Origin of the sequence: Ralstonia sp. PBBBR1, from assembly GCF_002256165.1 — a bacterium.
GTDB classification, from domain to species: domain Bacteria; phylum Pseudomonadota; class Gammaproteobacteria; order Burkholderiales; family Burkholderiaceae; genus Ralstonia; species Ralstonia thomasii.
Genome location: NZ_NKIL01000002.1, coordinates 14,331 through 39,869 on the forward strand (window position 1 = coordinate 14,331; position 25,539 = coordinate 39,869).

General features: G+C 63.6%; 25 protein-coding genes and 1 tRNA gene. 17 read left to right on the forward strand and 9 right to left on the reverse strand.

Features of this window, described 5'->3' with window-relative positions; all coding sequences use genetic code 11:
• Positions 1-18: 18 nt before the first annotated feature.
• The 3 genes from pheT to CFE42_RS00095 all read left to right on the forward strand — a co-directional run bounded on the left by pheT (position 19) and on the right by CFE42_RS00095 (position 3,449).
• Positions 19-2,448: a phenylalanine--tRNA ligase subunit beta gene (gene pheT / locus CFE42_RS00085; protein ID WP_004635996.1), complete on the forward strand. Its 2,430-nt coding sequence runs from the start codon at positions 19-21 to the stop codon at positions 2,446-2,448.
• A 78-nt stretch (positions 2,449-2,526) separates the two neighbouring features.
• Positions 2,527-2,943 (forward strand): integration host factor subunit alpha, encoded by a 417-nt coding sequence (locus tag CFE42_RS00090; protein WP_004635994.1) that lies wholly within the window; start codon positions 2,527-2,529, stop codon positions 2,941-2,943.
• A gap of 74 nt (positions 2,944-3,017) precedes the next feature.
• Positions 3,018-3,449, forward strand: coding sequence for a MerR family transcriptional regulator (locus tag CFE42_RS00095; RefSeq protein ID WP_004635992.1), 432 nt, complete (start codon positions 3,018-3,020; stop codon positions 3,447-3,449).
• Positions 3,450-3,527: 78 nt separating this feature from the next.
• Here CFE42_RS00095 and CFE42_RS00100 read toward each other — a convergent pair.
• A tRNA-Pro gene (locus tag CFE42_RS00100) sits at positions 3,528-3,604 on the reverse strand.
• 164 nt (positions 3,605-3,768) lie between these two features.
• On the opposite strand from CFE42_RS00100, the gene CFE42_RS00105 reads away from it, so the two are divergent.
• Positions 3,769-4,194, forward strand: coding sequence for a nuclear transport factor 2 family protein (locus CFE42_RS00105; RefSeq protein ID WP_004635989.1), 426 nt, complete (start codon positions 3,769-3,771; stop codon positions 4,192-4,194).
• The gene (locus CFE42_RS00110; protein ID WP_004635987.1) at positions 4,187-4,720 is read left to right on the forward strand and encodes a MerR family transcriptional regulator; all 534 of its coding nucleotides are present in this window, start codon (positions 4,187-4,189) and stop codon (positions 4,718-4,720) included. Before CFE42_RS00105 ends, CFE42_RS00110 begins: the two co-directional genes overlap by 8 nt.
• Here CFE42_RS00110 and CFE42_RS00115 read toward each other — a convergent pair.
• On the reverse strand, positions 4,639-5,553 hold the full coding sequence (locus tag CFE42_RS00115; protein ID WP_004635985.1) for an AraC family transcriptional regulator: 915 nt from the start codon (positions 5,551-5,553) through the stop codon (positions 4,639-4,641). The two genes, CFE42_RS00110 and CFE42_RS00115, sit on opposite strands and share 82 nt — an antisense overlap.
• Positions 5,554-5,668: 115 nt before the next feature.
• On the opposite strand from CFE42_RS00115, the gene CFE42_RS00120 reads away from it, so the two are divergent.
• Entirely contained in the window at positions 5,669-6,004 is a 336-nt protein-coding gene (locus CFE42_RS00120; RefSeq protein ID WP_004635982.1) for a carboxymuconolactone decarboxylase family protein, read from the forward strand.
• 9 nt (positions 6,005-6,013) lie between these two features.
• Here CFE42_RS00120 and CFE42_RS00125 read toward each other — a convergent pair whose 3' ends face one another.
• Positions 6,014-6,952 carry a galactose mutarotase-like enzyme gene (locus CFE42_RS00125; protein ID WP_004635979.1) on the reverse strand — a complete coding sequence of 313 codons (939 nt, stop codon included), beginning with the start codon at positions 6,950-6,952 and terminating at the stop codon, positions 6,014-6,016.
• Positions 6,953-7,266: 314 nt separating this feature from the next.
• Here CFE42_RS00125 and CFE42_RS00130 point away from each other — a divergent pair, with 314 nt between their 5' ends.
• The 11 genes from CFE42_RS00130 (at position 7,267) to hpaI (ending at position 17,468) form a co-directional block, all read left to right on the forward strand.
• Complete coding sequence (locus CFE42_RS00130; protein ID WP_004635976.1) at positions 7,267-7,644, forward strand: hypothetical protein; 378 nt, start codon at positions 7,267-7,269, stop codon at positions 7,642-7,644.
• A gap of 170 nt (positions 7,645-7,814) precedes the next feature.
• Positions 7,815-8,888: a DNA polymerase IV gene (gene dinB, locus CFE42_RS00135; RefSeq protein WP_012435913.1), complete on the forward strand. Its 1,074-nt coding sequence runs from the start codon at positions 7,815-7,817 to the stop codon at positions 8,886-8,888.
• A gap of 189 nt (positions 8,889-9,077) precedes the next feature.
• Complete coding sequence (locus CFE42_RS00140) at positions 9,078-10,508, forward strand: amino acid permease (protein ID WP_004635973.1); 1,431 nt, start codon at positions 9,078-9,080, stop codon at positions 10,506-10,508.
• 530 nt (positions 10,509-11,038) lie between these two features.
• Complete coding sequence (locus tag CFE42_RS00145) at positions 11,039-11,329, forward strand: DUF1488 family protein (protein WP_004635971.1); 291 nt, start codon at positions 11,039-11,041, stop codon at positions 11,327-11,329.
• A 187-nt stretch (positions 11,330-11,516) separates the two neighbouring features.
• Positions 11,517-12,269 carry a fumarylacetoacetate hydrolase family protein gene (locus CFE42_RS00150; protein WP_004635970.1) on the forward strand — a complete coding sequence of 251 codons (753 nt, stop codon included), beginning with the start codon at positions 11,517-11,519 and terminating at the stop codon, positions 12,267-12,269.
• Complete coding sequence (locus tag CFE42_RS00155; RefSeq protein ID WP_004635969.1) at positions 12,266-13,036, forward strand: fumarylacetoacetate hydrolase family protein; 771 nt, start codon at positions 12,266-12,268, stop codon at positions 13,034-13,036. The genes CFE42_RS00150 and CFE42_RS00155 overlap by 4 nt, the downstream gene beginning before the upstream one ends.
• Positions 13,033-14,514, forward strand: coding sequence for a 5-carboxymethyl-2-hydroxymuconate semialdehyde dehydrogenase (gene hpaE / locus CFE42_RS00160; protein ID WP_004635968.1), 1,482 nt, complete (start codon positions 13,033-13,035; stop codon positions 14,512-14,514). The genes CFE42_RS00155 and hpaE overlap by 4 nt, the downstream gene beginning before the upstream one ends.
• A 41-nt stretch (positions 14,515-14,555) precedes the next feature.
• The gene (gene hpaD, locus CFE42_RS00165; protein ID WP_004635967.1) at positions 14,556-15,425 is read left to right on the forward strand and encodes a 3,4-dihydroxyphenylacetate 2,3-dioxygenase; all 870 of its coding nucleotides are present in this window, start codon (positions 14,556-14,558) and stop codon (positions 15,423-15,425) included.
• Between the two features lie 10 nt (positions 15,426-15,435).
• Positions 15,436-15,825 carry a 5-carboxymethyl-2-hydroxymuconate Delta-isomerase gene (locus CFE42_RS00170; RefSeq protein WP_004635966.1) on the forward strand — a complete coding sequence of 130 codons (390 nt, stop codon included), beginning with the start codon at positions 15,436-15,438 and terminating at the stop codon, positions 15,823-15,825.
• A 3-nt stretch (positions 15,826-15,828) separates the two neighbouring features.
• Complete coding sequence (hpaH, locus tag CFE42_RS00175; RefSeq protein WP_004635964.1) at positions 15,829-16,632, forward strand: 2-oxo-hept-4-ene-1,7-dioate hydratase; 804 nt, start codon at positions 15,829-15,831, stop codon at positions 16,630-16,632.
• A gap of 29 nt (positions 16,633-16,661) precedes the next feature.
• Positions 16,662-17,468, forward strand: a complete 807-nt coding sequence (gene hpaI / locus CFE42_RS00180) for a 4-hydroxy-2-oxoheptanedioate aldolase (RefSeq protein WP_004635962.1) — start codon at positions 16,662-16,664, stop codon at positions 17,466-17,468.
• Between the two features lie 6 nt (positions 17,469-17,474).
• On the opposite strand, the gene hpaR is transcribed toward hpaI, so the two are convergent.
• The 6 genes from hpaR to CFE42_RS00210 all read right to left on the reverse strand — a co-directional run bounded on the left by hpaR (position 17,475) and on the right by CFE42_RS00210 (position 25,338).
• Complete coding sequence (hpaR, locus tag CFE42_RS00185; RefSeq protein ID WP_004635961.1) at positions 17,475-17,939, reverse strand: homoprotocatechuate degradation operon regulator HpaR; 465 nt, start codon at positions 17,937-17,939, stop codon at positions 17,475-17,477.
• Between the two features lie 12 nt (positions 17,940-17,951).
• Positions 17,952-18,761, reverse strand: a complete 810-nt coding sequence (gene xth / locus CFE42_RS00190; protein ID WP_004635959.1) for an exodeoxyribonuclease III — start codon at positions 18,759-18,761, stop codon at positions 17,952-17,954.
• Positions 18,762-18,911: 150 nt separating this feature from the next.
• A complete protein-coding gene (locus tag CFE42_RS00195; protein ID WP_004635956.1) occupies positions 18,912-21,026 on the reverse strand; it encodes a M3 family metallopeptidase in 2,115 nt (704 codons plus the stop codon).
• A gap of 94 nt (positions 21,027-21,120) precedes the next feature.
• Positions 21,121-21,990 carry a bifunctional methylenetetrahydrofolate dehydrogenase/methenyltetrahydrofolate cyclohydrolase FolD gene (gene folD, locus CFE42_RS00200; RefSeq protein WP_004635954.1) on the reverse strand — a complete coding sequence of 290 codons (870 nt, stop codon included), beginning with the start codon at positions 21,988-21,990 and terminating at the stop codon, positions 21,121-21,123.
• A gap of 95 nt (positions 21,991-22,085) precedes the next feature.
• Positions 22,086-22,721 carry a response regulator transcription factor gene (locus CFE42_RS00205; RefSeq protein WP_004635952.1) on the reverse strand — a complete coding sequence of 212 codons (636 nt, stop codon included), beginning with the start codon at positions 22,719-22,721 and terminating at the stop codon, positions 22,086-22,088.
• 40 nt (positions 22,722-22,761) lie between these two features.
• Positions 22,762-25,338, reverse strand: coding sequence for a PAS domain S-box protein (locus CFE42_RS00210; RefSeq protein ID WP_037044965.1), 2,577 nt, complete (start codon positions 25,336-25,338; stop codon positions 22,762-22,764).
• Between the last annotated feature and the right edge of the window lie 201 nt (positions 25,339-25,539).

A 25,539-nucleotide genomic window follows, 5' to 3' on the forward strand; every position in this document is an offset into this window, starting at 1 on the left:
TCTCTTTCCTGTCGCGCCATGCAATTTCCGGAATCCTGGCTTCGCAGTTTCGTCAATCCGTCGATCACCACGGATGAACTCTCCCATCGCCTGACGATGGCTGGCCTCGAGGTGGAAGAGGTCGACCCCGTTGCGCCGCCGTTCTCGCAGATCGTTGTCGGCCATGTGGTCGAGGTGAACAAGCATCCGGACGCCGATCGCCTCAACGTGTGTAAGGTCGATGCCGGCACGGGCGAACTGCTGCAGATCGTCTGCGGCGCGCCGAACGTGTCGGTGGGCATCAAGGTGCCGTGCGCGATGGTCGGCGCCGAGTTGCCGCCCGGCGAAGATGGCAAGCCGTTCAAGATCAAGATCGGCAAACTGCGTGGCGTGGAGAGCTACGGCATGCTGTGTTCGGCGCGCGAGCTGAAGCTGTCGGAAGACCACGGCGGACTGCTGATCCTGCCGGAAGACACGCCGGTGGGCGAGGACATCCGCAAGGTGCTCGATCTGGACGACCAGGTCTTCATCATCAAGCTCACGCCGAACAAGGCCGACTGCCTGTCGATCCATGGTGTGGCGCGTGAAGTGTCCGCGCTGACGGGCGCGCCGATCACGATGCCGTCGATGGCGCCCGTGGCGGTGACGCTGGCTGACAGGCTGCCCGTCAAGGTTGTGGCGCCGGACCTGTGCGGCCGCTTTTCGGGTCGCATCATCCGCGGCGTGAATGCACACGCAAAGACGCCGGCCTGGATGGTGTCGCGCATCGAGCGCGCAGGCATGCGCAGCGTGTCTGCGCTGGTCGATATTTCGAATTACGTGATGCTGGAGCTGGGCCGTCCGTCGCACGTGTTCGACCTGGACAAGATCCACGGCGGCCTGACGGTGCGCTGGGGCAAGGCTGGCGAACAGCTGAAGCTGCTCAACGGCGACACCATCACCGTCGACGAAAAGGTCGGCGTGATCTCGGACGAGCAGGCCATTGAAAGCCTCGCCGGTATCATGGGCGGCGACAAGACGGCCGTCACGCTCGATACGCAGAACATCTACGTCGAAGCCGCATTCTGGTGGCCGGAAGCCATCCAGGGCCGCGCGCGCCGCTACAACTTCTCGACCGATGCGGGCCATCGCTTCGAGCGCGGCGTTGACTATGCGACCACCGTTGAACACATCGAGCGCATCAGCGCGCTGATCCTCGAAATCTGCGGCGGCCAGGCTGGCCCGATCGACGATCAGATCGTCAACTTGCCGAAGCGCGAGCCGGTGCGCATGCGCGTTGCACGTGCTGCGCGCGTGCTCGGTATTCCGCTGTCGCACGACGTCGTGGCGGACGTGTTCAAGCGCCTCGGCCTTACGTTCAGCGTGGACGGCGATGTGTTCATCGTCGAGCCGCCGTCGTACCGCTTCGACTTGGAAATCGAGGAAGACCTGATCGAAGAGGTCGCCCGTATCTATGGTTTCGAGCGGATTCCCGCCAAGCCGCCCGTGGCCGAGAGCGCGATGCGCCCGACCGACGAGGCACGCCGGACGATGCACGACGTGCGTCACGCCGTTGCCGCGCGCGATTACCACGAGGTCGTCAACTTCGCCTTTGTCGAGGCGGAATGGGAAGCCGACTTTGCCGGCAACACCAATCCGATTCCGCTGCTGAACCCGATTGCCAGCCAGTACTCGGTGTTGCGCAGCACGCTCATCGGCGGCTTGCTCGACAAGGTGCGCTACAACGTGAACCGCAAGGCTTCGCGCGTGCGCTTGTTCGAGGTGGGACGTGTGTTCCACCGTGATGCAGGCGTCGCCGACGGTGGTCTGTCGATCGCCGGCTACGCACAGCCGATGATGGCGGGCGGCATTGCGTATGGTCCGTCCAAGGAAGAGCAGTGGGGCGTGCAGACACGCCCGGTTGATTTCTTCGATGTGAAAGGCGATGTCGAGTCACTGCTGTGGCCGCTGGAGGCGCGCTTCGAGCGCGCTGAGCATCCCGCGCTGCATCCGGGACGCTCCGCGCGCGTGGTGCTGAATGGCCGCGCCGTCGGCTGGATTGGTGAGCTGCATCCGCGTTGGCTGCAGAAGTACGATTTGCCGACTGCGCCGGTGGTGTGGGAAGTGGAGCTCGACGCCATCACCGCGGTGGGTCTGCCGAAGTATCGGGAAGTGCCGCGTGTGCCGGCTGTGACGCGCGACATCGCGCTGGTCGTGCGGCAGGATGTGGCGGTGCAGGATCTGGTCGACACGTTTGAGAAAGCGGCTGTCGGCGCGCCGTGGCAGCGTTATCTGCAGGGCGTAGTGCTGTTCGATGAATTCCGTCCGAAGGCCGCCACGGCTGCCATTGGGGCGCAGGAGAAAAGCCTTGCCTTCAGAATTACGTTGCAAGATACTGACAGCACCCTTCAGGACGACATTGTCGAGGCCGCCACACAGCAACTGATTCGAGCGGCCGGCGATGCATTCGGCGCGCGCCTGCGCGGCTGACGTCGCAGACGTCCGCACTGCGCTAGAGACAGCTCGAACGAACCTCCGCATTCGGATCGAATACGCCAAGCGAATCCTATGAACGATCAACACGCGCCTGCATTGGCAGCCTCCTTGGACGACTCGCTCGGTTCCTCTTCGTCTGCTCTGGCCGACGCGCGTGATGCGCGCGGTCAGGATGTGCCGACGCTTACCAAGGCCGAGCTTGCCGAGATGCTGTTCGAGCAGGTCGGCTTGAACAAGCGTGAATCGAAGGACATGGTCGAAGCGTTTTTCGACGTGATTCGCGAGGCGCTCGAGCAGGGTGACAGCGTCAAGCTGTCTGGCTTCGGCAACTTCCAGTTGCGCGACAAGCCGCAGCGCCCGGGCCGAAATCCGAAGACGGGCGAGATCATTCCCATCACCGCGCGTCGCGTCGTTACGTTCCACGCGAGCCAAAAGCTCAAGGCGCTCGTTGAAGAGCGCGTCGAGCCGCTGCCGGTCGACATCGGGTAATTCTGCTACGTGATTTCGTTCAGCCGCCGTCTGTTCAATCCGCCTCTTTCGCCAGCCCTGTAGCTCAGCCCTGTATGGCCGCCGATAAACACACGGAGCGGGTCAACCTGCCGCCGATTCCTGCCAAACGCTACTTCACCATTGGTGAGGTCAGTGACTTGTGCGCTGTCAAGCCGCACGTGCTGCGCTACTGGGAGCAGGAGTTCACGCAGCTCAAGCCCGTCAAGCGGCGCGGCAATCGGCGCTACTACCAGCATCATGAGGTGCTGCTGATCCGGCGTATTCGCGAGCTGCTGTACGAGCAGGGCTTCACGATCAACGGCGCGCGGAATCGGCTGGATGAGTTGCGGCATGGTGCCGCGTCAGCGTCGCCGGTCGAGGCCGATGAGCCGGAGATGGAAGTTGCGGCATCGGCGCCCGCTGCTGCAAGCGGTTCGGTTGACGTTCAGAGCTTGCGGCGTGCGTTGTCGGCCGTGTTGGAATTGCTGCGTACCGACAAGCCATAAGCCGATATGCAGATAAGAAGCGCGCAGATAGAAACGAAAAAGCCCGCGTAACGTGATCCGTTACGCGGGCTTTTGTTTTGGTCGGGGCGAGAGGATTTGAACCTCCGACCACCTGCACCCCATGCAGGTACGCTACCAGGCTGCGCTACGCCCCGAAGCCTGAAAGTATAACAGAGGCGTGGCGCCGATGACTAGTAGTTCGCTCGCAGTTCGAGCAAGGGCCGTGGGGGCGGGTTGCTCATGGCAGCGGTGGAGAAAGTCCTTGCGCTAGAGTGCGCTCTAGCACCTGTAATCGAAGCGTTCACACCAGGAGACTCCCATGAACGCGCTCGAGAACAAGCCGATATTGCAGGCCGCTTTTGCCGAACTCGCTACCAGCTACGCCAAGCCCTTCGTTGATCTCATGGCGGATGATTTCTGCTGGGTTTGCACCGGTACGACGCTGTGGTCGCGACGCTATGCTGGCAAGCAGGCGGTGCTGGGCGAACTGTTCGCTCCGCTGCGCGCGAAGCTCGGGCGCATCACGACGGTTGCCAGCCGCTTCACTGCCGATGGCGAGACCGTGGTCGTCGAAGCGCAAGGTCGCAACACGACGCGCGATGGTGTTGCCTATGACAATCAGTACTGTTTCGTCATCCACATGCCGGAGGGCAAGATGCGCGAACTGATCGAATACTTCGACGCCGATCTCGTCAACCGGGCACTCGGCGATCCGGCGGTCGTCTGCATCGAGTCCCATGGCTGAGCGCGACCCGGCTCGATTGCTGATCGGTGCCCTGGCTGAACGCACGGGCCGCAGCATTCATACGATTCGTTGGTACGAGACGCAGGGGTTGATTCCTGGCGTTGCGCGCGATGCGGCGGTCCGACGTGTGTATACCGAGCAGCACGTCAACTGGCTCGAGTTGATGGAGCGCCTGCGCAGTTCGGGGATGTCGGTCGCGCAGATGCGCGAATATACGGCGCTGGTGTGCGAGGGCCGCAGCACCCTGAAAGCTCGGCATGAGCTGCTGGTTGCACACCGCGCGCAGGTGACGCAGACGATTGCCGAGTGGACGCGCTCGCTCGCGTTGATCGACAGCAAGATCGATTTCTACGGCGAACGGGTGGCGACCGGAACGCGCCCTGCACGCGAGTCCAACCTGCCGCAAGCCAGAGCGCTAGCGAAGGTGGCGACGCGGGAGGATGATCAACTCGTCGCCCGCCGATACCGCGCCGGCGTCATTCCCAGTTGTTGCTTGAACGCCTTGCCGAACGCCGCCTCCGATTGATAGCCGACACGCGCGCCGATTTCGCCTGCGCTGAGCCGCGTATGGATCAACGCGTCGCACGCGAGCGTCATGCGCACGCGCGTGAGAAAGTCCCACACCGTCATATCGGCGCGCGCCTTGAAGTGTCGCGCGTAGGTGGCGCGGGACATGGCCGCCAGATCGGCGAGGCTGTCGATGGTCCATGCGCGTTCGGGCGCACCGAGCATGGCTTGTACGGATGGGCCGAGGCGCGCGTCTGATAGCAGCGTCAGCGTGCCGGGGCTCGCGTTTTCCCGCTGGCCGTAGACGCGCAGTGCCATTGTGAGCAACGCCTGGCTCAGTGAGGTAACGATCGCCAGCGCGCCGGGCGCGCGCGTTTCGGCTTCGTCGCGCATCAGCCCAATGAGTGCTTGCAGCGCCGGAAACGACGCGCTATCACTCAATGACACGTGCAGTGGGTCGGGCAGCGTACGCACCAGCAGCGTGGTCGAGCCGTGTTCGTGGACGAAGCGGCCGCACAGCAGATCGACCTCCGCGGCACCGCGGCCAGTTTGGCGAACCGGCAGCATGCCATCGTGCGATGTGCGGGGTTTCCGCGTGGGTGCGTCGGCAGCGCTGGGGTCGTGAATCGTGTGTGCCTCGCCGCGCGGGAACAGGATGAAATCGCCTTCGCGCAGTGAGAGCGTGCGGCCGCCGGTGTCGACGAGGCATTTGCCCGAGAGCACCAGGTGGAACGGCACCTGACCATTCGGCTCCGGATCATGTGGGATCGAGAACGGTCCCTGGAACAGGCAGCGCAAATCGAGGCTGGCCTGCGGCCGGGTGAGCTGAATGAATTGGCTGAGCGCGTCCATTGAGACGATTTCGACAGAAATTGCGTGAAAGAAGTATTCAGTGGATCGCCCTTAAAGACAATACTCTTTCCAACGGCGCCGACATCAGGCCAGCGCCACACCACCGGAGCACATCATGCTGAACTGGGTCGAGTATCGGAAGGAATTGCTGGGTCGCATTGGCGAGATCGGTCAGATCACGCCGGATACCGTCAAGGGCTATAAGACGCTGTCGGCTGCCACGACGGGCAGTCTCGACGCGAAGACGCGTGAGCTGATCGCGCTGGCCGTGGCGGTGACCACGCGCTGCGATGGCTGTATCACTGTGCACACGGCCGAGGCGATCAAGCATGGCGCAACGCATGAGGAGATTGCCGACGCGCTGAGCGTGGCTATCTCGCTCAATGCCGGGGCAGCGTTGGTGTACTCGGCGCGCGTGATGGACGCCGTGCAGGCCCACGAGAAGGCCTGACCGCGTCGGCTACCGTGCGATCCGCATGCGACAGGTTGCCTGTCGGGTCTCACCGGGCGCGAGCAGGTGCAAGCCCTCGCCGTGGTGGATCGCATTCGGCAGGCCCATCCATGGTTCGACGCAGTAGAAGTCCGACGTGGCGTTTTCTGTCCAGGTGGTGATGGCGTGCCAGGGCACCGGTGCGCCGTCTACCTCGATACGAATGCGCCGGCCGAGCGGCGCTTGCGCATGCGGCGGGATGACGAGCGTGGCCACGCCGGTGTCGTCGAGCAGGTGATAGCGGTCTTGCAGCGCCGGGTCGTCGAGCTGGTAGGTCCTGCGCCCTGGCTCGGGTCTGTCTAGACTGCCATCGGGCAGTTGGCGCGACAGCCGAGCCGGCGGCATCAGCAGCTCGGTGGCGCCACGCAATGCATGCGGGAGCGCCAGGTAGAAATGATGACCGGCGTAGAAGGGCATCGGGGCATGCGCGTCGCTTTCGTCCAGATGCTTGACGGAGAGGGTTGCTTCCAGCCCATCGTGGATCAGTTGGTACGTCACGCGAAATTCAAAGGCGAACGGATAGCCTTGGCGCGTGTGGGGGCTGTCGCGCAGCAACAGGACGATGTGCGCATCGGTTGCGTCTTCCACCTCGAACGGCAAGTCGCGGGCGAAGCCGTGCTGCGGCAGTGTGTAAAGTCGACCGCGCGCATCGCGCCAGCGGCCGACTTCGCCCTCCACGAAATGCCGGCCGATGAAGGGAAACAGCAGCGGATTGCCGCCACGGACCTTGGCCGGATTGGACCAATCGGCCGGCTCGGGCCAGAAGAGGATGTCTTCCCCGCGATGGCGCCAGCGCACCAGCCGGCCGCCGGCTTCGGGCGCGAGCAGCAGCATGGAGCCATCGGCGTGCGGCTCGCCGATGCGGATGAGCGTGCGGTCCTGGAAGCAGGCGGTGGGCAGGTCGTGCATGGCTGGGGTGGAGTGACTTGTTGGCATGGGAATCGCGTACTAGATTGTCAATGCGTTTTGCCCGGAGGGAAACCATGTCCGTCAATTGCGTGCTGCCCGCACATACCGTTCCCCCACCCGACGAGCCTTCGCCGCCGGGGATTCCTCCCGATCTGCCATCGCCCGATGAGCCACCGCCGCCCGTCGAGCCACCGGAGGTGTCGCGGAAGTAATCTGCTGTTACCAATCGTCACAGCTTTGCGTGAAGCGGTTCGTAAGATAGCGCCAGTTCCCGCGCGACTGCGCGCTTCTACAACGACAATACGAGCCCAATCATGTCGATTCTTCCGCGTGTGACCCTGTGTGCTGTACTGGCGGCCTCCATGACCGGCTGTGTCGTGGCGCCGCCGCAGCCCACGCGAACGGTGGTGGTGCGTGAGCCGGTTCCGGTCGCGGCGCCTGCACCCGTGGACCCGCGCGCGCGCTTTGATCAGGTGCAGGGCCGCCTCGCAGAAGAATTCCACCGTATCGACGTTCGCCAATCGGAGGGCTACATCGATCCGTACCGCGCGGATGGCCTGCGCGACCGCCTGCGCCGCATCCGCCAGGAAGCCAACGACATGGCCAGCCAGCATCGCGGCGGCTTGTCTGGCGACGAGCAGCGCGCCCTGAACGACGAACTCGGCGCCGTCGCGCACGATATCGGCCGCTAAGCCGCTTTTCCGATTCCTGCATTCGCCGATGCTGCGTCGCAATATCGGCGAAATGCATTGTTGCGCCGCGTTGCGTGCGCAGCCGGCGGAAGCTGATACGCTTGCGGTCCTCCTGAACGAGCAAGCCCGACACCGACGCAGCTTCCTGCAGCCGGTTCTGGCCTTGTGCCGTGCGAAAGATCATCCACTGCGACTGCGACTGTTTTTACGCTGCCATCGAAATGCGCGACGATCCGCGCCTCGTTGGCAAGCCGCTGGCTGTCGGTGGACGGCCGGAGCGGCGCGGCGTGGTCGCGACTTGCAACTACGAAGCGCGCAAGTTCGGCATTCATTCGGCGATGCCCATGGCGCAGGCCGTCAAGCGCTGCCCGGACTTGCTGATCGTGCCGCCGTCCATGGAGAAGTACCGCCAGGTTGCGCGCCAGATCTTCGCCATCTATCACAGCTACACGCCGCTGGTGGAGCCGCTCTCGCTGGACGAGGCATATCTGGATGTGACCGACAGCCCGATGCTCGCGGGCAGCGGCACCCGCATCGCTGAAGACATCCGCCGCCGCGTGCGCGAAGAGATCGGCATTACCGTATCGGCGGGCGTTGCGCCCAACAAGTTCATCGCCAAGATTGCCAGCGACTGGAACAAGCCCGATGGCCTGTTCGTCGTGCGGCCGGAGCAGATCGACGCGTTTGTTGCGGAGTTGCCCGTCGACCGCCTGTTCGGGGTGGGCAAGGTGACCGCTGCGAAGCTGCGTCGCCTGGGCGCAGAAACCTGTGGTGACTTGCGCGCCTGGGGCACCGACCGCTTGCAGCAGCATTTCGGCGTGTTCGGTTTCCGGCTCCACGACCTTTGCCGAGGCATCGACCATCGGCAGGTGCAACCTTCGCAGATCCGCAAGTCGGTCAGTGTGGAAGAAACGTACGCCACCGATCTGCGCACGCTCGACGACTGCCAGCGTGAGCTGATCATCCTCGTCGAGCAGCTTGCCGCCCGCGTCGAGCGTGCGCGCGCAGGCAACATGATCCACAAAACCTACGTCAAGCTGCGTTTTGCCGATTTTCGTGGCACGACGGTGGAGTGCATCTCGCCCCAGGTGTCCTTGCCGGTGTTCTCCAAGTTGCTGGCGCAGGGGTTTGAGCGCCGCGGCATTCCCGTGCGGTTGCTCGGCGTGGGCGTGCGCTTGTACGAGTCCGACGCGCACGCGCGCCAGCAACCGCTGTTTGCCGAAGACCCGGCCGCCACCAGCTGAGGTTGCCCCCTCGACCCGGCAATCGGGTGCGAATTGTCCTATTTTCCTGTCTGCACGACGGCGATAGAAGGGCGGAATGTCGCCTGCGGGTAAAATGCTCGCTTTTTTGCATAATCCGCCGCCGCGCATCAAACGTGCGCGACAGTGCATGCCGTCACATTCGGCCGCACGCAGACAGGAGACGCAGTAATGAGTTTGTTTCGTACCAAAAACGTGGATCACATGATCCGCACGGGCCACAGCGACACCGGCCTGAAGAAAGTCCTCGGGCCCCTCGACCTGACCTTCCTGGGTGTCGGCGCCATCATCGGAACCGGCATCTTCGTGCTGACCGGCACCGGCGCGCTGACGGCAGGGCCGGCGCTCACGCTGTCCTTCATCATCGCAGCGCTTGCATGCGGGTTTGCCGCGCTGTGCTACGCCGAATTCGCCTCGACCATTCCCGTGTCGGGCTCCATCTATACGTATGCCTACGCCACGATGGGCGAGCTGGTCGCCTGGATCATCGGCTGGGATCTGATGCTCGAATATGGCTTGGCCACATCTGCTGTTTCGGTGGGTTGGTCCGGCTATTTCCAGTCGCTGCTGTCGGGCTTCGGCCTTCATCTGCCGGTGGCGCTCACTGCCGCTCCGGGCGCAATCCCGGGCGTGCAGACACTGTTCAACCTTCCGGCGCTGGTGATCATGCTGCTGATCACGACGCTGCTGTCGTTTGGCATTCGCGAATCGGCGCGTGCCAACAACATCATGGTGGCGATCAAGGTAACGGTGGTGGTGCTGTTCATCGTCGTGGGTGTGCGCCATGTGCAGCCGGCCAACTGGCAGCCGTTCATGCCGTTCGGCATGGAAGGCGTGTTTGGCGCGGCGGCCATCGTGTTCTTCGCTTTCATCGGCTTCGATGCGGTGACGTCCGCGGCCGAAGAGGTGCGCAATCCCAAGCGCGACTTGCCGATCGGCATCATCGGTTCACTGGCGGTCTGCACGATTCTCTATGTACTGGTGGCCGCCATCATGACGGGCATCGTGCCGTTCGCGAAGTTTGCAGGCGTGGATCACCCCGTGTCGCTGGCGCTGCAAGTGGCCGGCGAAAGCTGGGTGGCAGGCTTTGTTGATCTGGGCGCCATCATTGGCATGACCACGGTGATCCTGGTGATGGCGTATGGCCAGACTCGCATCATCTTCGCGATGTCGCGCGACGGTCTGCTGCCCAAGCGCCTGTCGCACATTCATCCGCGCTACGCGACGCCGTTCCTGAACACCTGGGTGGTCGGCATCGTCTTCGCGGTGATCGCCGCATTCGTGCCGCTGAACGTGTTGGCTGAGCTGATCAACATCGGAACGCTGGCAGCGTTCTCGCTGATTGCCGTTGCCGTGCTGGTGCTGCGCCGTACCCGTCCAGACCTTCATCGCGGCTTCCGTTGCCCAGGCGTGCCGGTGGTGCCGCTGCTGGCCATCGGCATGTGCCTGTTCCTGATGAGCCACCTGCAGGCCGTCACCTGGATCGCCTTTTTGGTGTGGGTCGCGATCGGCTTGCTGGTGTACTTCGGCTACGCGCGCCGCCGCTCGCTGCTGCACACGTCGGAGCATGGCGCTGCACCCGTTTCCGAAACGGTGCACTGATCAGGAAGGCGCGTCCATTCCCTGACGACATGGTTGCCACGCGGCTGAGCACTGTCGTTCAGGGCGCCGGCTGAGCGGTTTTTCCCTCAGTCGGCGCGCAACTATTACAACGCCGATGTATTGCGTTCAACCGCCGCGCTTTTTGGGGCGATGGTTCCAACGCATCTGGCGTTGACATCAACGTGTCGCAAACTATGTGGTTGCATTAGCAAGCACACCGTGGCTGCGCGTCCGGCACGCGCCTTGCATGTGGCTCTCGCTTTGCTCAAACGAGCCAAGGCACGACCCCGACAAAAAAGCATAGCTGCGATGAGGGGCGCGCGAGGCCTGATGCAGCCTGGGATGGCGGCATCGAGCCACGGCTTAACGGCTGCGATGCCGCATATGACGCTCGCACGTGCATCGCAAGCTGTGGTTAAAATGATCTGCGCAGTCAGACACATGTCTGACGAAACCTTGCCGGCCCCCCCGCACGGTTTCCACGCAACAGCGTGTGCGTTGTTGTCCATTGCAATCGGAGGGCTTTGACGATGGAAATCAAGTTCGAAAAGAAAGAGGCGTACGACATCAACAACGAAGGCCTGCTGTTCGACGCACTCGTCGACGGTGAAAAGGTGACTTGCGTGGCAACGCGCGAGGCGCTTTGGGAAGGCCTGGAAGGTGACCAGGTGTTGTCGCTTCAGGCAGCCTTCGAGGCTGGCCAAGAGCGGATCCAGGATGCCGCGCGCGTGCTGATTGCTGACGGCGTGCAGCGATCTCATGGATTAGAAGATTTGCCGCAACCGATCGTGGTCAAGCGCGCGCATATTGCCGTGGCTTGAGTCTGATCGATTGCTCGTGTAGACATCGGCGTGTCCGATGCCTGTGCATGGCGGACACTTCGTCCGCCGCCTGAAAAGCCGGTCCGCGTGGCCGGCTTTTTCATTGCGCCGAAGTTTCCTGACTTGACATGGACACAATCCGATTTGATTATTAACATGTTAATTACATGAGGGAGGAGGAGGCGCAATGCGGCGAGCCAGAGTGACATTGCCGGACGGCCGGGTACGGGAAACCCTGTTTGCGTCTGCCACGGAACCCGCAGATTCTTGGCGCTGGCTGCCGCCAGTCGAAGGCACGGTCGTCGGGGCCTTGCTCAACTACCGCGGAGAACTCGATGCGCTGAGTGACACGCTGTCTGCGCCGCCATACCAAGCGCCGCCCAAGGCGCCCATCCTGTATCTGAAGCCGGCCAACACGCGTATCGGCCATGGTCACGAGGTTGCGCTGCCGGCAGACGTCGATGGCGTTTGGGCTGGAGCTTGCCTGGGCGTGGCGATCAGTTGTACTGCCACGCGTGTGCCTGCGCAGCACGCCGCGGATTTCATCGCCGGCTACACCATCGTCAACGACCTGACCGTGCCGCATGCGAGCTACTACCGACCGGCGATCCGCCACAAGTGCCGCGATGGTTTTTGCCCGATGGGGCCCTGGGTGGTAGACCGCGACGATGTTCCTAACGCCGATGCACTCGATATCACCGTGCGCATCAACGGCGAGGTCAAGCAGCGCGCAAATACGTCGACCCTGGTGCGGCCAATCGCGCAGCTGCTTGCCGACGTGACGGCATTCATGACGCTTGAATCTGGCGATGTGCTGCTCGTTGGCATGCCGGAGAATCCACCGCTGGCGCGGGCCGGTGATCGCATCGATATCGACATCGCCCACATTGGCACGCTGACGACGGCGTTGATTCGCCACGCGCAGGAAGCTTCGCGATGAAACACGCGCGTATTGCCTATGACGGCGCGATCCATCACGCCACGGCCATGCCCGGCGACGACGCTCACCTGCGACTGGCCGACGGCCGCGTCCTGCATGAAAGCGAAGTCGTCTGGTTGCCGCCGATCGAGCCGCGCACGGTTTTCGCACTGGGCCTGAACTATGCCGACCACGCCAAGGAACTGGCCTTCAAGGCGCCCGAGGAGCCGCTCGCGTTCCTGAAAGGGCCGAATACGCTGATCGGCCATCGCGCCCGCACCGTACGCCCGGATGGCGTGACGTTCATGCACTACGAATGCGAGCTGGTCGTGGTGATTGGCAAGACCGCGCGCAATGTGCCGCGCGAGCATGCCTATGACTACGTGGCCGGATATACGGTGGCCAACGATTACGCTATCCGCGATTACCTCGAGAACTACTACCGCCCGAACCTGCGGGTGAAAAGCCGCGACACCTGTACGCCCATCGGGCCATGGCTCGTTGACCGTGACGATGTGCCCGATCCGATGCACCTCGCGCTGCGCACCACCGTCAACGGCCGTGTCACGCAAGAAGGCAGCACGCGCGACATGATCTTCGATGTTCCGGCGTTGATCGCGTGGTTCTCGAGTTTCATGACGCTCAGCCCCGGCGACATGATCCTGACCGGCACGCCCGAGGGTTTGGCCGACACGCAGCCCGGCGACGAAGTCATCACTGAAATTGAAGGCATCGGCAGGCTGGTGAACACCATCGTTGCCGAAGAACCGAACAAGGAGCCCGCATGAGCCGCATCAATATGGACCCTGTCAAGCACTGGATCAGCGGTCGCCAAGTCGACAGCGTCGAGCGTTTCATCACGACCAATCCGGCCACGAGCGAGGCCATTGTCGAGGTGGCGTCGGGCGGTGACGCGGAAATCAACGCGGCGGTAGCGGCGGCCAAGGCGGCGTTCCCTGCCTGGGCCAACACGCCGGCCAAGCAGCGCGCCAAGCTGATGCGCCGACTGGGCGAGCTGATCGAGCAGAACGTGCCGCACCTGGCCGCGCTGGAGACGATGGATACCGGTCTGCCGATCGCGCAGACGAGCAAGCAACTCATTCCGCGCGCTTCCGAGAACTTCCATTTCTTCGCCGAGGTGTGCACGCAAGTCAACGGCCGCACGTATCCGGTCGATGACCAGATGCTGAACTACACGCTGTATCAGCCGGTGGGCGTTTGCGCGTTGATCTCGCCGTGGAACGTGCCGTTCATGACGGCCACGTGGAAGGTGGCGCCGTGCCTGGCGCTGGGCAATACGGCGGTGCTGAAAATGTCGGAGCTGTCGCCGCTGACAGCGGACCAGCTTGGCCGGCTGGCACTGGAAGCCGGCATTCCGCCCGGCGTGCTGAACGTGGTGCAAGGCTATGGCGCGACGGCTGGCGATGCGCTGGTGCGTCATCCGGATGTGCGGGTGGTGTCCTTCACCGGCGGTACGACGACCGGCAAGCGCATCATGGAGCGTGCGGGCCTGAAGAAATTCTCGATGGAGCTGGGCGGTAAATCGCCCGTGCTGGTCTTCGACGATGCGGACCTGGATCGCGCGCTGGATGCGTCGCTGTTCACCATCTTCTCGATCAACGGTGAGCGATGTACGGCCGGCTCGCGCATCTTCGTGCAAGAGAGCGTCTACGATGATTTCGTACGCAAGTTTGCCGAACGTGCCAAGCGGCTTGTGGTGGGCGACCCGGCGGATGAGACAACCCATGTCGGCTCGATGATCACGCGCGCACATTGGGAGAAGGTCACGGGCTACATCCGTCTGGGCGAACAGGAGGGCGCGAAGGTTCTGGCCGGCGGCGCGGAGAAGCCCGCTGGGCTGCCCGCCCACCTGAAGAACGGCAACTTCGTCGCGCCCACGGTATTGGCCAACGTCGACAACCGCATGCGGGTGGCGCAGGAAGAAATCTTTGGTCCGGTGGCTTGCCTGATCCCATTCAAGGATGAAGCCGATGGCCTCAAACTCGCCAATGACGTGGAGTACGGCCTGGCCTCGTACCTCTGGACACAGGATGTGGGCAAGGTGCACCGCGTGGCGCGCGGTATCGAGGCCGGCATGGTATTCGTCAATAGCCAGAACGTGCGCGACCTGCGTCAGCCTTTCGGCGGTGTCAAAGCGTCCGGCACGGGGCGTGAGGGCGGCGAGTACAGTCTGGAGGTGTTTGCCGAAATCAAGAACGTCTGCATCTCAATGGGCAGTCACCCTATCCCGCGCTGGGGCGTTTGACGCGCGGCCGACACACCACAACAAGGGCGGAAGGAGACACCATGGGCAAGCTGGCCTTGGCTGCGAAGATCACCCACGTGCCGTCGATGTACCTGTCGGAGCTGCCGGGCAAGCACCATGGCTGCCGCGAGGCGGCCATCGAGGGCCACCGCATCATCGGACAGCGTTGCCGCGATCTGGGCGTGGACACCATCGTCGTGTCCGACGTGCACTGGCTCGTCAACGCCGGTTACCATGTCAATTGCAACGCGCGCTTCGAAGGCGTCTATACGAGCAATGAGCTGCCGCATTTCATCAAGGACATGCGATATGCGTATCCCGGCAATCCGGTGCTGGGCCGATTGATTGCAGAGACGGCAACGGCGCGCGGCGTGTTCACCCGTGCGCACGAGATCAACAGCCTCGAACTCGAATACGGCACGCTTGTGCCGATGCGGTACATGAACAGCGACCAGCACTTCAAGGTCGTGTCGATTGCCGGGTGGTGTGCGTGGCACACACTGGAAGAAAGCCGCCGCTTCGGCGCAGCGCTGCTCGAGGCCATCGAGGCCAGCGACAGCACCGTCGCATTTCTCGCCAGCGGATCGCTCTCGCACCGTTTCAACGACAACGGCAGCCCCGAAGAATCCATTCACCAGATCAGCCGCGAGTTCTTCAGGCAGGTCGATTTGCGCGTGGTCGAGCTATGGAAGCAGGGTGACTGGAAGACCTTCTGCGCGATGCTGCCCGAGTACGCATCGCTGTGTGAAGGCGAGGGCGGCATGCACGACACCGCCATGCTGCTCGGCCTGCTTGGTTGGGATGCCTACGACAAAGGGGTCGAGATCGTCACCGAATATTTCGCCAGTTCCGGCACGGGCCAGATCAACGCGATCTTTCCGTTGCCCGGACGTGATCAAGTTCAAGCCTGAGGAGATCGACATGCCGCATGTCATCGTCGAATACACCGACAACCTGGGCGATGACGCCCGCATCCCGCAATTGCTGCAGGCGATGAACGAGACGCTGATGGCGCAGAACGGTGTGTTTCCGACCGGCGGGATCTGTTCGCGCGCCATCAAGCTGACCGACTACCGCGTGGCCGACGGAAAAGAGGACGACGCCTTCGTCCATGTCACGCTCAAGATCGCAGCGGGCCGTACGTCCGAGGTCAAGAAAGCCGCGTGCGACGCGCTGTTCGAGGCAGTCAAGGCACATTTTGCCGAGGCCTTTGCGCGCCGTTATCTGGCGCTGTCGATGGAGTTGACCGAGTTTGACGAGGGCGGCAGCTACAAGCACAACAACATCCACGCGCGTTTTCGCAAGGCTTGACGCATGTTCGACACCACGACCATCCAAACCATCGCGCGCCGCTTGCACCAAGCCGAGATCGATCGCAAGCAGATCCGCCAGGTTTCGCTTGACCACCCCGAGATCACCATCGAAGACGCCTACGCCATCCAGCGCGAATGGGTCGCGATGAAGCAGGCAGAGGGGCGACGCCTGAAGGGGCACAAGATCGGACTGACCTCACGTGCGATGCAGCAGTCGTCACAGATCGACGAGCCGGACTACGGTGCGCTGCTCGACGACATGTTCTTTGCCGAGCGCAGTGAGATCCCCGCCAGCCGTTTCATCGTGCCGCGTGTGGAAGTGGAGCTCGCCTTCGTGCTCGGTAAGCGGCTGGAGGGGCCTGAGGTGACGCTGTTCGACGTGTATGACGCGGTGGATCACGTGATTCCCGCGCTGGAGATCATCGATGCGCGCTCGCAATCGATCGATCCCGACAGCGGGCGTCCACGCAAGGTGTTTGACACGATCGCCGACAACGCCGCCAATGCCGGCGTCGTGATGGGCGGCCGGCCCATCCGCATGCGCGATGTGGATCTGCGCTGGGTCAGCGCCATCTTTTCACGCAACGCCGTTATCGAAGAGACGGGTGTGGCGGCCGGCGTGCTGAATCACCCGGCCAACGGTGTCGTCTGGCTGGCCAACAAGCTGGCGCTGCACGGCGTGGCGCTCGAGCCCGGGCAGGTCATCCTTGGCGGCTCGTTCACGCGGCCGGTGGCCGCTCGGCCCGGCGATACATTCCATTGCGACTACGGTCCGCTTGGCAGCATCGCCTGTCATTTCGTCTAACCGACCAACGCTCAAAGGATGGCCTCGCCATGCAACTTCCGGTGAACAACTTCAAGCGCGCGCTGGCCGAACGCCGGCCGCAGATCGGCCTGTGGCTGGCAATGACGCATCCGTACCCGGCGGAGATCGTCGCGGGCGCCGGCTTTGACTGGCTGCTGATCGACAACGAGCACGCGCCAAACCAACTGCAATCGACGCTCGCGCAATTGCAGGCGGTTGCGCCGTATGCTTCGCATCCCATCGTGCGGCCTGCCTGGAACGATTCGGTCGAGATCAAGCGCCTGCTGGATATCGGCGCGCAGACCCTGCTGGTGCCGATGGTCCAGAGCGCCGACGAGGCGCGTGCCGCCGTGGAAGCGATGCGCTATCCGCCCAACGGTGTTCGCGGCGTTGGCAGCGCGTTGGCTCGCGCATCGCGCTGGAACCGCGTGGGCGATTACCTCCACCAGGCCGATGCGCAGATGTGCACGCTCGTCCAGGTCGAAACTGCAGAGAGCCTGGAGCATCTCGACGCGATTCTTGCTGTGCAAGGCGTGGACGGCGTCTTCATCGGCCCGGGCGATCTCGCGGCGTCCATGGGGCACCTCGGCGCGCCGGGGCATCCGGAAGTCAGCCAGGCGATCGACGGCGCGATTCAACGCATCGTCGCGTCGGGCAAGGCGGCGGGCATTCTGTCGGCGAATCAGGCGCAGGCGAAGCACTACCTGTCGCTCGGTGCGACCTTTGTTGCGGTAGGGACGGATGTCACCCTGCTGGCGCGCAGCGCCGAACAGCTGGCGCAGGCATTCAAGGAAGAGGGCGGTGCCAAGCCGCAGCCGGCCGGCAGCGTGTATTGACGGGTGTTACGCGTCGCCAGTGAAGCGCCCCATCGGCGTGCGCGTTTCCATGACGTGGATCGACTCATCGATGGCGGCGTAGAGCGCGTCCAGCCGCGCGCGGCCCAGCTGCGCCTCGATGCGCGCGTACTCGGCATCCACCTGCGGTTCCACGTCGGCCAGGAACTGGCGGCTCTTAGGCGTGAGTGAAATCACCTGCCGGCGCTGGTCCACCGACGACTTCGTCCGCACGATCATCTCGGATTGTTCCATCGCCGCCAGCATGCGCGTCAGGCTTGGGCTCAGGATCAGGCATGCATCGGCGAGTTGGTTGGGCTCCATGTCGCCGGTATCGTTGAGCGTACGCAATACGCGCCATTGCTGTTCGGTGATGCCATGCTCGCGCAGGATCGGCCGAAAGCGCGCCATGAAGGTCTCACGCGCGCGCAGCAGGAGATGCGGAAGATTGCGGTGCTTGAAGGCGGAAGCCATGCCAGGCACTCCTTATGCGCGGCGCAGGGCGGCGACCACGGGTGTGTGGTCCGAAGGCTGCTCCCACGTGCGTGGCACGCGGTCGATATGGCACGACTCGCACAGCTTGGCGAGTTCAGGCGACAGCATGATGTGGTCGATCCGCAGGCCGGCGTTGCGCTTGAAGCCGAACATGCGGTAATCCCACCACGAGAACAGCTTGTCTTCCTGCTCGAACATGCGGAAGGCATCGACCAGCCCGGCGCCTTGCATCGCTCGAAACGCCGCCCGCTCCTCCGGAGACACCAGGTTCTGGCCTTCCCACTTTTTCGGGTCGTGCACGTCGCGATCTTCGGGAGCGATGTTGAAATCGCCCAGCAGCATCAGGCGTGGGTTTGCCGCCAACTCGCTCGTCAGCCATGCCTGCAGTGCCTCCAGCCAGCGCAGCTTGTAGACGAACTTGTCGGAATCGAGCGCCTGCCCGTTCGGAATGTAGGCAGAAATCACGCGGACCGGGCCACCGTCCACGTCATACGTGGCGGCTACGATGCGCTGCTGCTCGTCGGCAAAGCCCGGGATGTTCTTCACCACATCGCGGCCTTCTGGCACAGAGGCCTTGCGCGAGAGGATGGCAACGCCGTTGTAGGTCTTCTGGCCTGTGAACAACGACGTATAGCCCGCTGCGTCCAGTTCGGCGAGCGGATAGCGGTCATCGGGCAGCTTGAGCTCTTGGAGGCAGAGCAGGTCGATGGGCGTGGCATCGGCTTCGCGCTCAGCCAGCCACTGCAGCACGTGCGGTAGGCGGACCTTCAAAGAGTTGACGTTCCAGGTGGCGACACGCATGAGGGCTCGGTCCTTGCAAATGGCGACGGCGCGCACTTTGGCGCCGTCCAGGGGTGCGATATTGTGCCATCAAGCGCTGCGGGCCCGAATGAAAACGCCGCTTCGGTACGAGGCGCGAAGCGGCGTTGTCACGGCTGGCCGAGCAGGCCGTTACGCGGCTTCCGTCATCATGCCGCCATGGCGCAGCAGTGCGTCGATGCTGGGAGCGCGGCCGCGGAAAGCCGTGAACGATTCGATGGCCGGGCGGCTGCCACCAACGGCCAGTACTTCACGGCGATAGCGTGCCCCGGTTTCCGCATCGAGCACCGAGCCGCCCAGCTTACTGGCCTCTTCGAACGCCGCATAGGCATCGGCGGACAGCACCTCGGCCCACTTGTAGCTGTAGTAGCCCGCCGCATAGCCGCCCGCAAAGATGTGGCTGAACGTGTTCGGCCAGCGCGACAACTCGGCCTGCGGTACCACGTGGAAGCGATTGTTGATCTGGCGCGATAGCTCCAGCACCGACGTCGCGCCCTTCGGGTCGAAGTCCGTGTGCAGGTGCATGTCGAACGTCGAGAACACGATCTGGCGCAGCGTCGCCATGCCGTTCTGGAAGTTCTTCGCGGCCAGCATGCTGTCGTACAGCTTGCGCGGCAGCGGTTCGCCGGAATTCACGTGGCGCGTCATGCGCGAGAGCACTTCCCATTCCCAGCAGAAGTTTTCCATGAACTGCGACGGCAGTTCCACTGCATCCCATTCCACGCCGTTGATGCCCGATACGCCCAGCTCATCCACCTGCGTGAGCATGTGGTGCAGGCCGTGGCCGAACTCGTGGAAGAGCGTGATGACCTCGTCGTGGGTGAACAGCGCGGGCTTGTTGCCGACCGGGCCGGAGAAGTTGCAGGTGAGGTAAGCCACGGGGGTTTGCACACCCGCATCGCCCAGCAGCTTGCGGCCGCGCGCGTCGTCCATCCATGCACCGCCACGCTTGCCTTCGCGCGCGTACAGGTCGACGTAGAACTGTGCGAGCAGCTCACCCTGGGGCGATTCGACCCGGAAGAAGCGTACGTCGGGGTGCCACACCGCCGCTGCCTCTGGCCGGATCTTCACCGAGAACAGCGTCTGCACGACATTGAACAGGCCATCCAGCACGGCCGGTTCCGGGAAGTACTGCTTCACCTCCTGCTCGGAGAATGCGTAGCGTGCCTCGCGCAGCTTTTCCGACGCGTAGGCCATGTCCCACGGTTCGAGCTTGTCGATGCCGAGCGTGGTCTTGGCGAAGGCCTGGAGCTCTTCCCAATCCTTCTCGGCAAACGGACGGGCGCGGTCGGCCAGTTCACCCAGGAAGCGCAGCACGTCTTCGGGCGAATCGGCCATCTTGGGCACGAGCGACACTTCGCCAAAATTGCGATAGCCCAGCATGTGCGCTTCTTCGGTGCGCAGCGTGAGCTGCTCGGCCATGTTGGCGGTGTTGTCCCACTCGGCCTTGCCGCCGCCGTACTGCGCGCCCAGTTCGGAAGCACGCGTGACGTTGGCTTCGTACAGCGTGCGGCGCAGCGCGCGGTCATCCGCGTATTGCAGCACCGGGAAATACGACGGGAAGTGCAGCGAGAACTTCCAGCCCGTCGCATCAGGGTTGTCGCGGCGTGCAGCTTCCTGCGCAGCCTGCTTGGCGTCGTCGGGCAAGCCGGCGAGGCGGGCTTCGTCGTCGATGACGAGTGCGTAGGCGTTGGTCGCATCCAGGACGTGATCGCTGAAGGCCTTGGTCAGTTGCGCCTGCTGTTCCTGAATGGCGGCAAAGCGCGGCTTCTGGTCTTCGGGCAGCTCCGCGCCGCCCAGGCGGAAACCGCGCAGTTCGTTCTCAAGCAGCTTCTTGCGCGCGGGCGACAGCGTGGCGTATTCCGCGCTGTCGGCAATCGCCTTGTACTTCTCGAACAGCTCCAGATCCTGGCCGAGGCCCGACCAGAATTCGGTCACGCGCGGCAGATTGGCGGCATGGGCTTCGCGCAGCTCTGGCGTGTCGGCGACGGCGCTCAGGTGGCTGACGATGCCCCAGGCGCGGCCCAGCGGCTCGGTGGCCTCTTCCAGTGCGGTCACGACGGTGTTCCAGCTGACAGGCGTGGCGGGGTCCTTGACCTGCGCCACCGCGGATGCGGCACGCTCGAGCAGCACGTCGACGGCCGGCGTGATGTGTTCCGGGCGGATGTCCGCGAAGCGCGGCAGACCAGAAAAATCGAGCAGCGGATTGTTGGCCGGAGTGGCAACCTTGGGCGAAATGTCGGTCATGGCGGGCTCGGTAGAGAAACTCGGGGGACAAAAAAAGCGTCCGATCCAACAGGTGGGGACGCTTTTTCCGTTTCCAACTGGATCAGGGTGAAGCTTACGCCGCCAGCGCGGCTCCTTCAGCAGCGCGCTCGGCGGCTTCCAAGGTGTTGATCAGCAGCATGGTGATCGTCATCGGGCCGACACCGCCCGGCACCGGCGTGATGTAGCCGGCGACTTCCTTGACGCCGGCAAAGTCGACGTCGCCGCACAGCTTGCCGGCATCGTCGCGGTTCATGCCCACGTCGATGACGACCGCGCCCGGCTTGACCATGTCGGCGGTAATGATGTTGCGGCGCCCGACGGCGGCCACGATGATGTCGGCCTCACGCGTGTGGGCGGCAAGGTCACGCGTCTTGCTGTTGCAGATCGTGATGGTGGCGCCGGATTGCAGCAGCAGCATCGCCATCGGTTTGCCGACGATGTTCGAGGCGCCGACCACCACCGCATTGGCGCCGCGCACCGGGTAGTTGATCGATTCCAGCATCTTCATGCAGCCGTACGGCGTGCACGGGCGGAACAGCGGGGCGCCGGTCATCAGGGCGCCGGCATTGGCCACATGGAAACCGTCCACGTCTTTCTCGGGCGCGATGGCTTCGAGCACCTTGTGGCTGTCGATGTGCTTGGGCAGCGGCAGCTGGACCAGGATGCCGTGGATGCGCGGGTCGCGGTTCAGCGCGTCGATGCGGCCAAGCAGGTCGGCTTCGGACAAGTCAGCCGGGTAGCGGTCGAAGCTGGACAGAAAGCCGTTGTCTTCGCAGGCCTTGATCTTGTTGCGCACGTAGACCTGGCTGGCCGGGTCTTCGCCGACGAGGATGACGGCGAGGCCGGGCTGGTGGCCGCGCGCGGTCAGGGCGGCGGCGCGCTGTGCGGCCTCGGCGCGGAGTTGTTTGGCAAGCGCGTTGCCGTCAATGAGTTGGGCGGTCATGGCTGGGCGGAGGAGGGAGAGGGCAAACCGCGATTATAAATCGCCGCCTCCCTTCCGGCCGCCCGGATGATCGCTTGGTTTTTCCTGCAGCCGAATCAGGCGTTGCGCGACAGGGCCAGGCGCAGCAGGTCTGCCACCGTATTCACGTTGAGCTTTTCCATGATGTTGGCGCGGTGTGCTTCCACCGTCTTGATGGAAATGCCCAGATCGTCGGCGATCTGCTTGTTCAGGCGGCCGGCGACGATGCGCTCCAGCACTTGCTGTTCGCGTGTGGTCAGGCGGCCGAGCAGGTCCTTGGCGGCCTTTTGCTCGCGGGCGACCGAGTCTTCGCTGCGCGCCTTGCTGAGCATGCGTTCCACCAGCTCGCGCAGTTCGGATTCATCGAACGGCTTTTCAATGAAGTCCACCGCGCCTTTCTTCATGGTCGACACAGCCAACGGCACGTCGCCGTGGCCCGTGACGAAGACGATCGGCATGCGGTTGTTCTCTGCCAACAGGCGGTCTTGCAGTTCGGGGCCGCTCATGCCTTGCATGCGCACGTCAAGGATCAGGCAGCCGACGCCTTCGCCGCGCTTGTCGTCGACCAGGAATTCTTCTGCGCTGCGGTAGGTGCGGACGGTGTAGCCGTTGCCTTCGAGCAGCCACGTCAACGAGTCACGCATGGCTTCATCGTCATCGACGACGAACACGGTTTCGTTGCGCGGCGCAACTGCGGCGGGCGTTGTGCTCATGGAGGAGTCCTCGGTCTACGTTCTATGTTTTAAAAACGATTTACAGCGGATTCAGCGGCAGGATGATTTTAAACGTACAGCCGATGCCATCGGCGTTGTTTTCTACCCAGAGCCTGCCGAGGTGGGATTCTATGATGGAGCGGCAGATGTTCAGCCCCATACCCATGCCGTCGGATTTTGTACTGAAGAACGGCTCGAACAGCCGCTCCTTGGTGCTGTCGTCCACGCCCGGGCCCTGGTCGATCACCTCGATCAGCACGGAATTTTCCGGGTCGTTGATCAGGTTGGCGTGCAGGCGCAGCACGCTGGCGGCGCGCAGGCGCGGGTGGGCGGCCATGGCTTCGGCGGCGTTCTTGAGCAGATTGACGAGCACCTGCTCGATGAGCACCGGATCGACATACAGAGGCGGCAAGTCGCCTGGCAGGCGCGTGAGAATGGTGATGCCACGCCGCGTGGCTTCGAGTTCGGCCAGACCCACGGCGTCGGCAACGATCTCGCGCAGGTCGGATTCGCGCCGCTGCGGCTGGCTGCGTTTCACGAAGCCGCGGATGCGCTGGATGATGGTGCCGGCACGCACGGCCTGGGCGGAGGTCTTCTCAAGCACCGGGATCAGCTCTTCCGGCGTGCTGCGTCCGCTCTTCAGGCGGCCGACGGCGCCCATGCAGTAGTTGTTGATGGCAGCCAGCGGCTGGTTCAGCTCGTGCGCCAGCGATGAGGCCATCTCGCCCATCGTCGTCAGGCGGCTGGTGAACTGCAGGCGCTCTTCGTGCTGGCGCGTCATCTCTTCGGCGGCCTTGCGCACGGTGATGTCGGTGGCGATCTGCATCTGTGCGAGGTGGCCGTCGACCCACTGGATGTAGCGGCGCCGCACTTCAAACCACTTCTGCATCGATGGCACATAGATTTCGCGCGCATCTGCCGCGTGCGGTGTCAACTCGGACGCGGGCAGGCCGGCGTAGGCGTCCACCAGGTCGAGTGCATCGCTGGAAACGTCTTCCGTGTTGACGTCGTTGCCGGAGAGCTGCAGGTGGCCGAACGCCTCCCAGCCGAAAAGCTGGCGGTAGTAGCGGTTGGCGAACAGCAGCTCCGCCTTGTCGGTCGAGAGCACGGACACGGCCGCATCCAGGCTCTCCAGCACCGTGGTGAAGCGGTCGTGCGCGGCGGCCAAGTCTTCACGGGCGCGTTTGGGCTCAGTAATGTCCGTGATGGAACTCATCCACCCCGTGTGCCGGCCGCGTGCATCGATCAGCGGCGAGACGTACATCCGCGCATAGAAGCTCGTACCGTCGCGGCGCATCATGCGCAATTCCATGCCGTTGGCGGGGGCCTTGCCACGCAAGGTCAGCTCGATGTGCTTCTGCATCTCGCCGACCTCGTTGGGCGGCCAATACGGGAAGGGCGGCATGCGCCCGACCAGCTCGGCTTCCGTCCAGCCGATCATGCGGCAGAACGCCGGGTTCACGTAGGTGATGCGGCCGTTGAGGTCGAGCGAACGCATGCCGATCACCATGGAGTTTTCCATAGCGCGGCGGAACGACGTTTCCGCCAGCAACGCGCGCTGCGCTTCAGAGCGGCGGCTGGTGTGGCGCCACACGCTCCAGAGGCTCCAGATCACGAAGCACGACAGGCCGGCCACCAGCCACATCAGCATGTTGTTGGGCAGGTTGGACGGAGCGGGATACGCCTCGGCCCGCAGCGAGAGCGAATGTCCCGGTGGGTCGAGCAGCACCTCGTACGACGCCGCCGCCTTGGGCACCGGCCGCAACGACGTGCTTGCGCGGACCACGTTGTTCTTGTCGACCAGCGAGAAGCGGTAGCGGTCTGTCAACTCGCCCGGCAGCAGTTGCGTGAGGATGCCCGTGACCGAATACATGGCGCCCACCGTGCCGAGGAATTCGTTGTCGCGCACGATCGGGACTTCCATGAGCATGAAGCTCTCGCCGCGCTCGTTCTGGATGGGGCGCGAATAGACGGCACGCTGCGTTTCACGCGCGGCATCGTAGGCAGATTGGATTTCGGGTTCGAGCGGATGGTCGCGTGTTTCGCGCACGCGCGCCGTGAATTCGGAGGTGGACGGGAACGCCCAGCGCGGGCGGCGCGTGGCATCCAGCCAGTTGATGAAGACAAGCTCCGGGTTCTCGCGCAGGAGCTGGCGGGCGGCATCGCGATAGGCGCTCGGGTCAAGCTGCGCGGCACCGATATCGCGCGCCAGGGCGGCTACCTGATCCTGGTTGCTCTGCAGGGACAGGCGAACCTTCTGCTCGGCCCAGGCGGCATCGCGGTAGAGGGCGTCGCGCTGCTGCTGCACCTCCGTGGCGTGCAACTGATACAGGATGAAAATCATCGCGCCAGCAAACAGGACGATTGCCACCAGCGGGATGAACATGAACCAGTTGGTCGTCCACAGCCGGCCCAGGCGGGTCAGCCACAGACGGCGGGGCATGTTCGGGCGAACGGTCTCGTCCGACGGCTGTTCGGACGCGTTCACGGAAATGGGCGCAGGCGCCGCAGGCGTTGACGGCTCGGACTTGGCGGCCGGGTCCTGCGAAGCGTGGGAGGGGGCAAGCATGATGGGCGGACGAACGCCGGAATTCTGCGGAGGTAAAGGAGTGGACATCTGTGCAACTGCGCAAAACTAAGTGTAACGGCAATCAACCTGCGGGTCGCTTGGGGAAACCGCTTGGTGAGGTGTCTTGTTCGCTCGGAAAATGCTGCGCTGCAATGTCAAAGGTGATTTGTTTTGCGTCGCGGCAATATTCCACATTATAAAAAACCATATCGCAATTTGAAAATTCCGCTTGTGCTGCGTTTGCGGGTG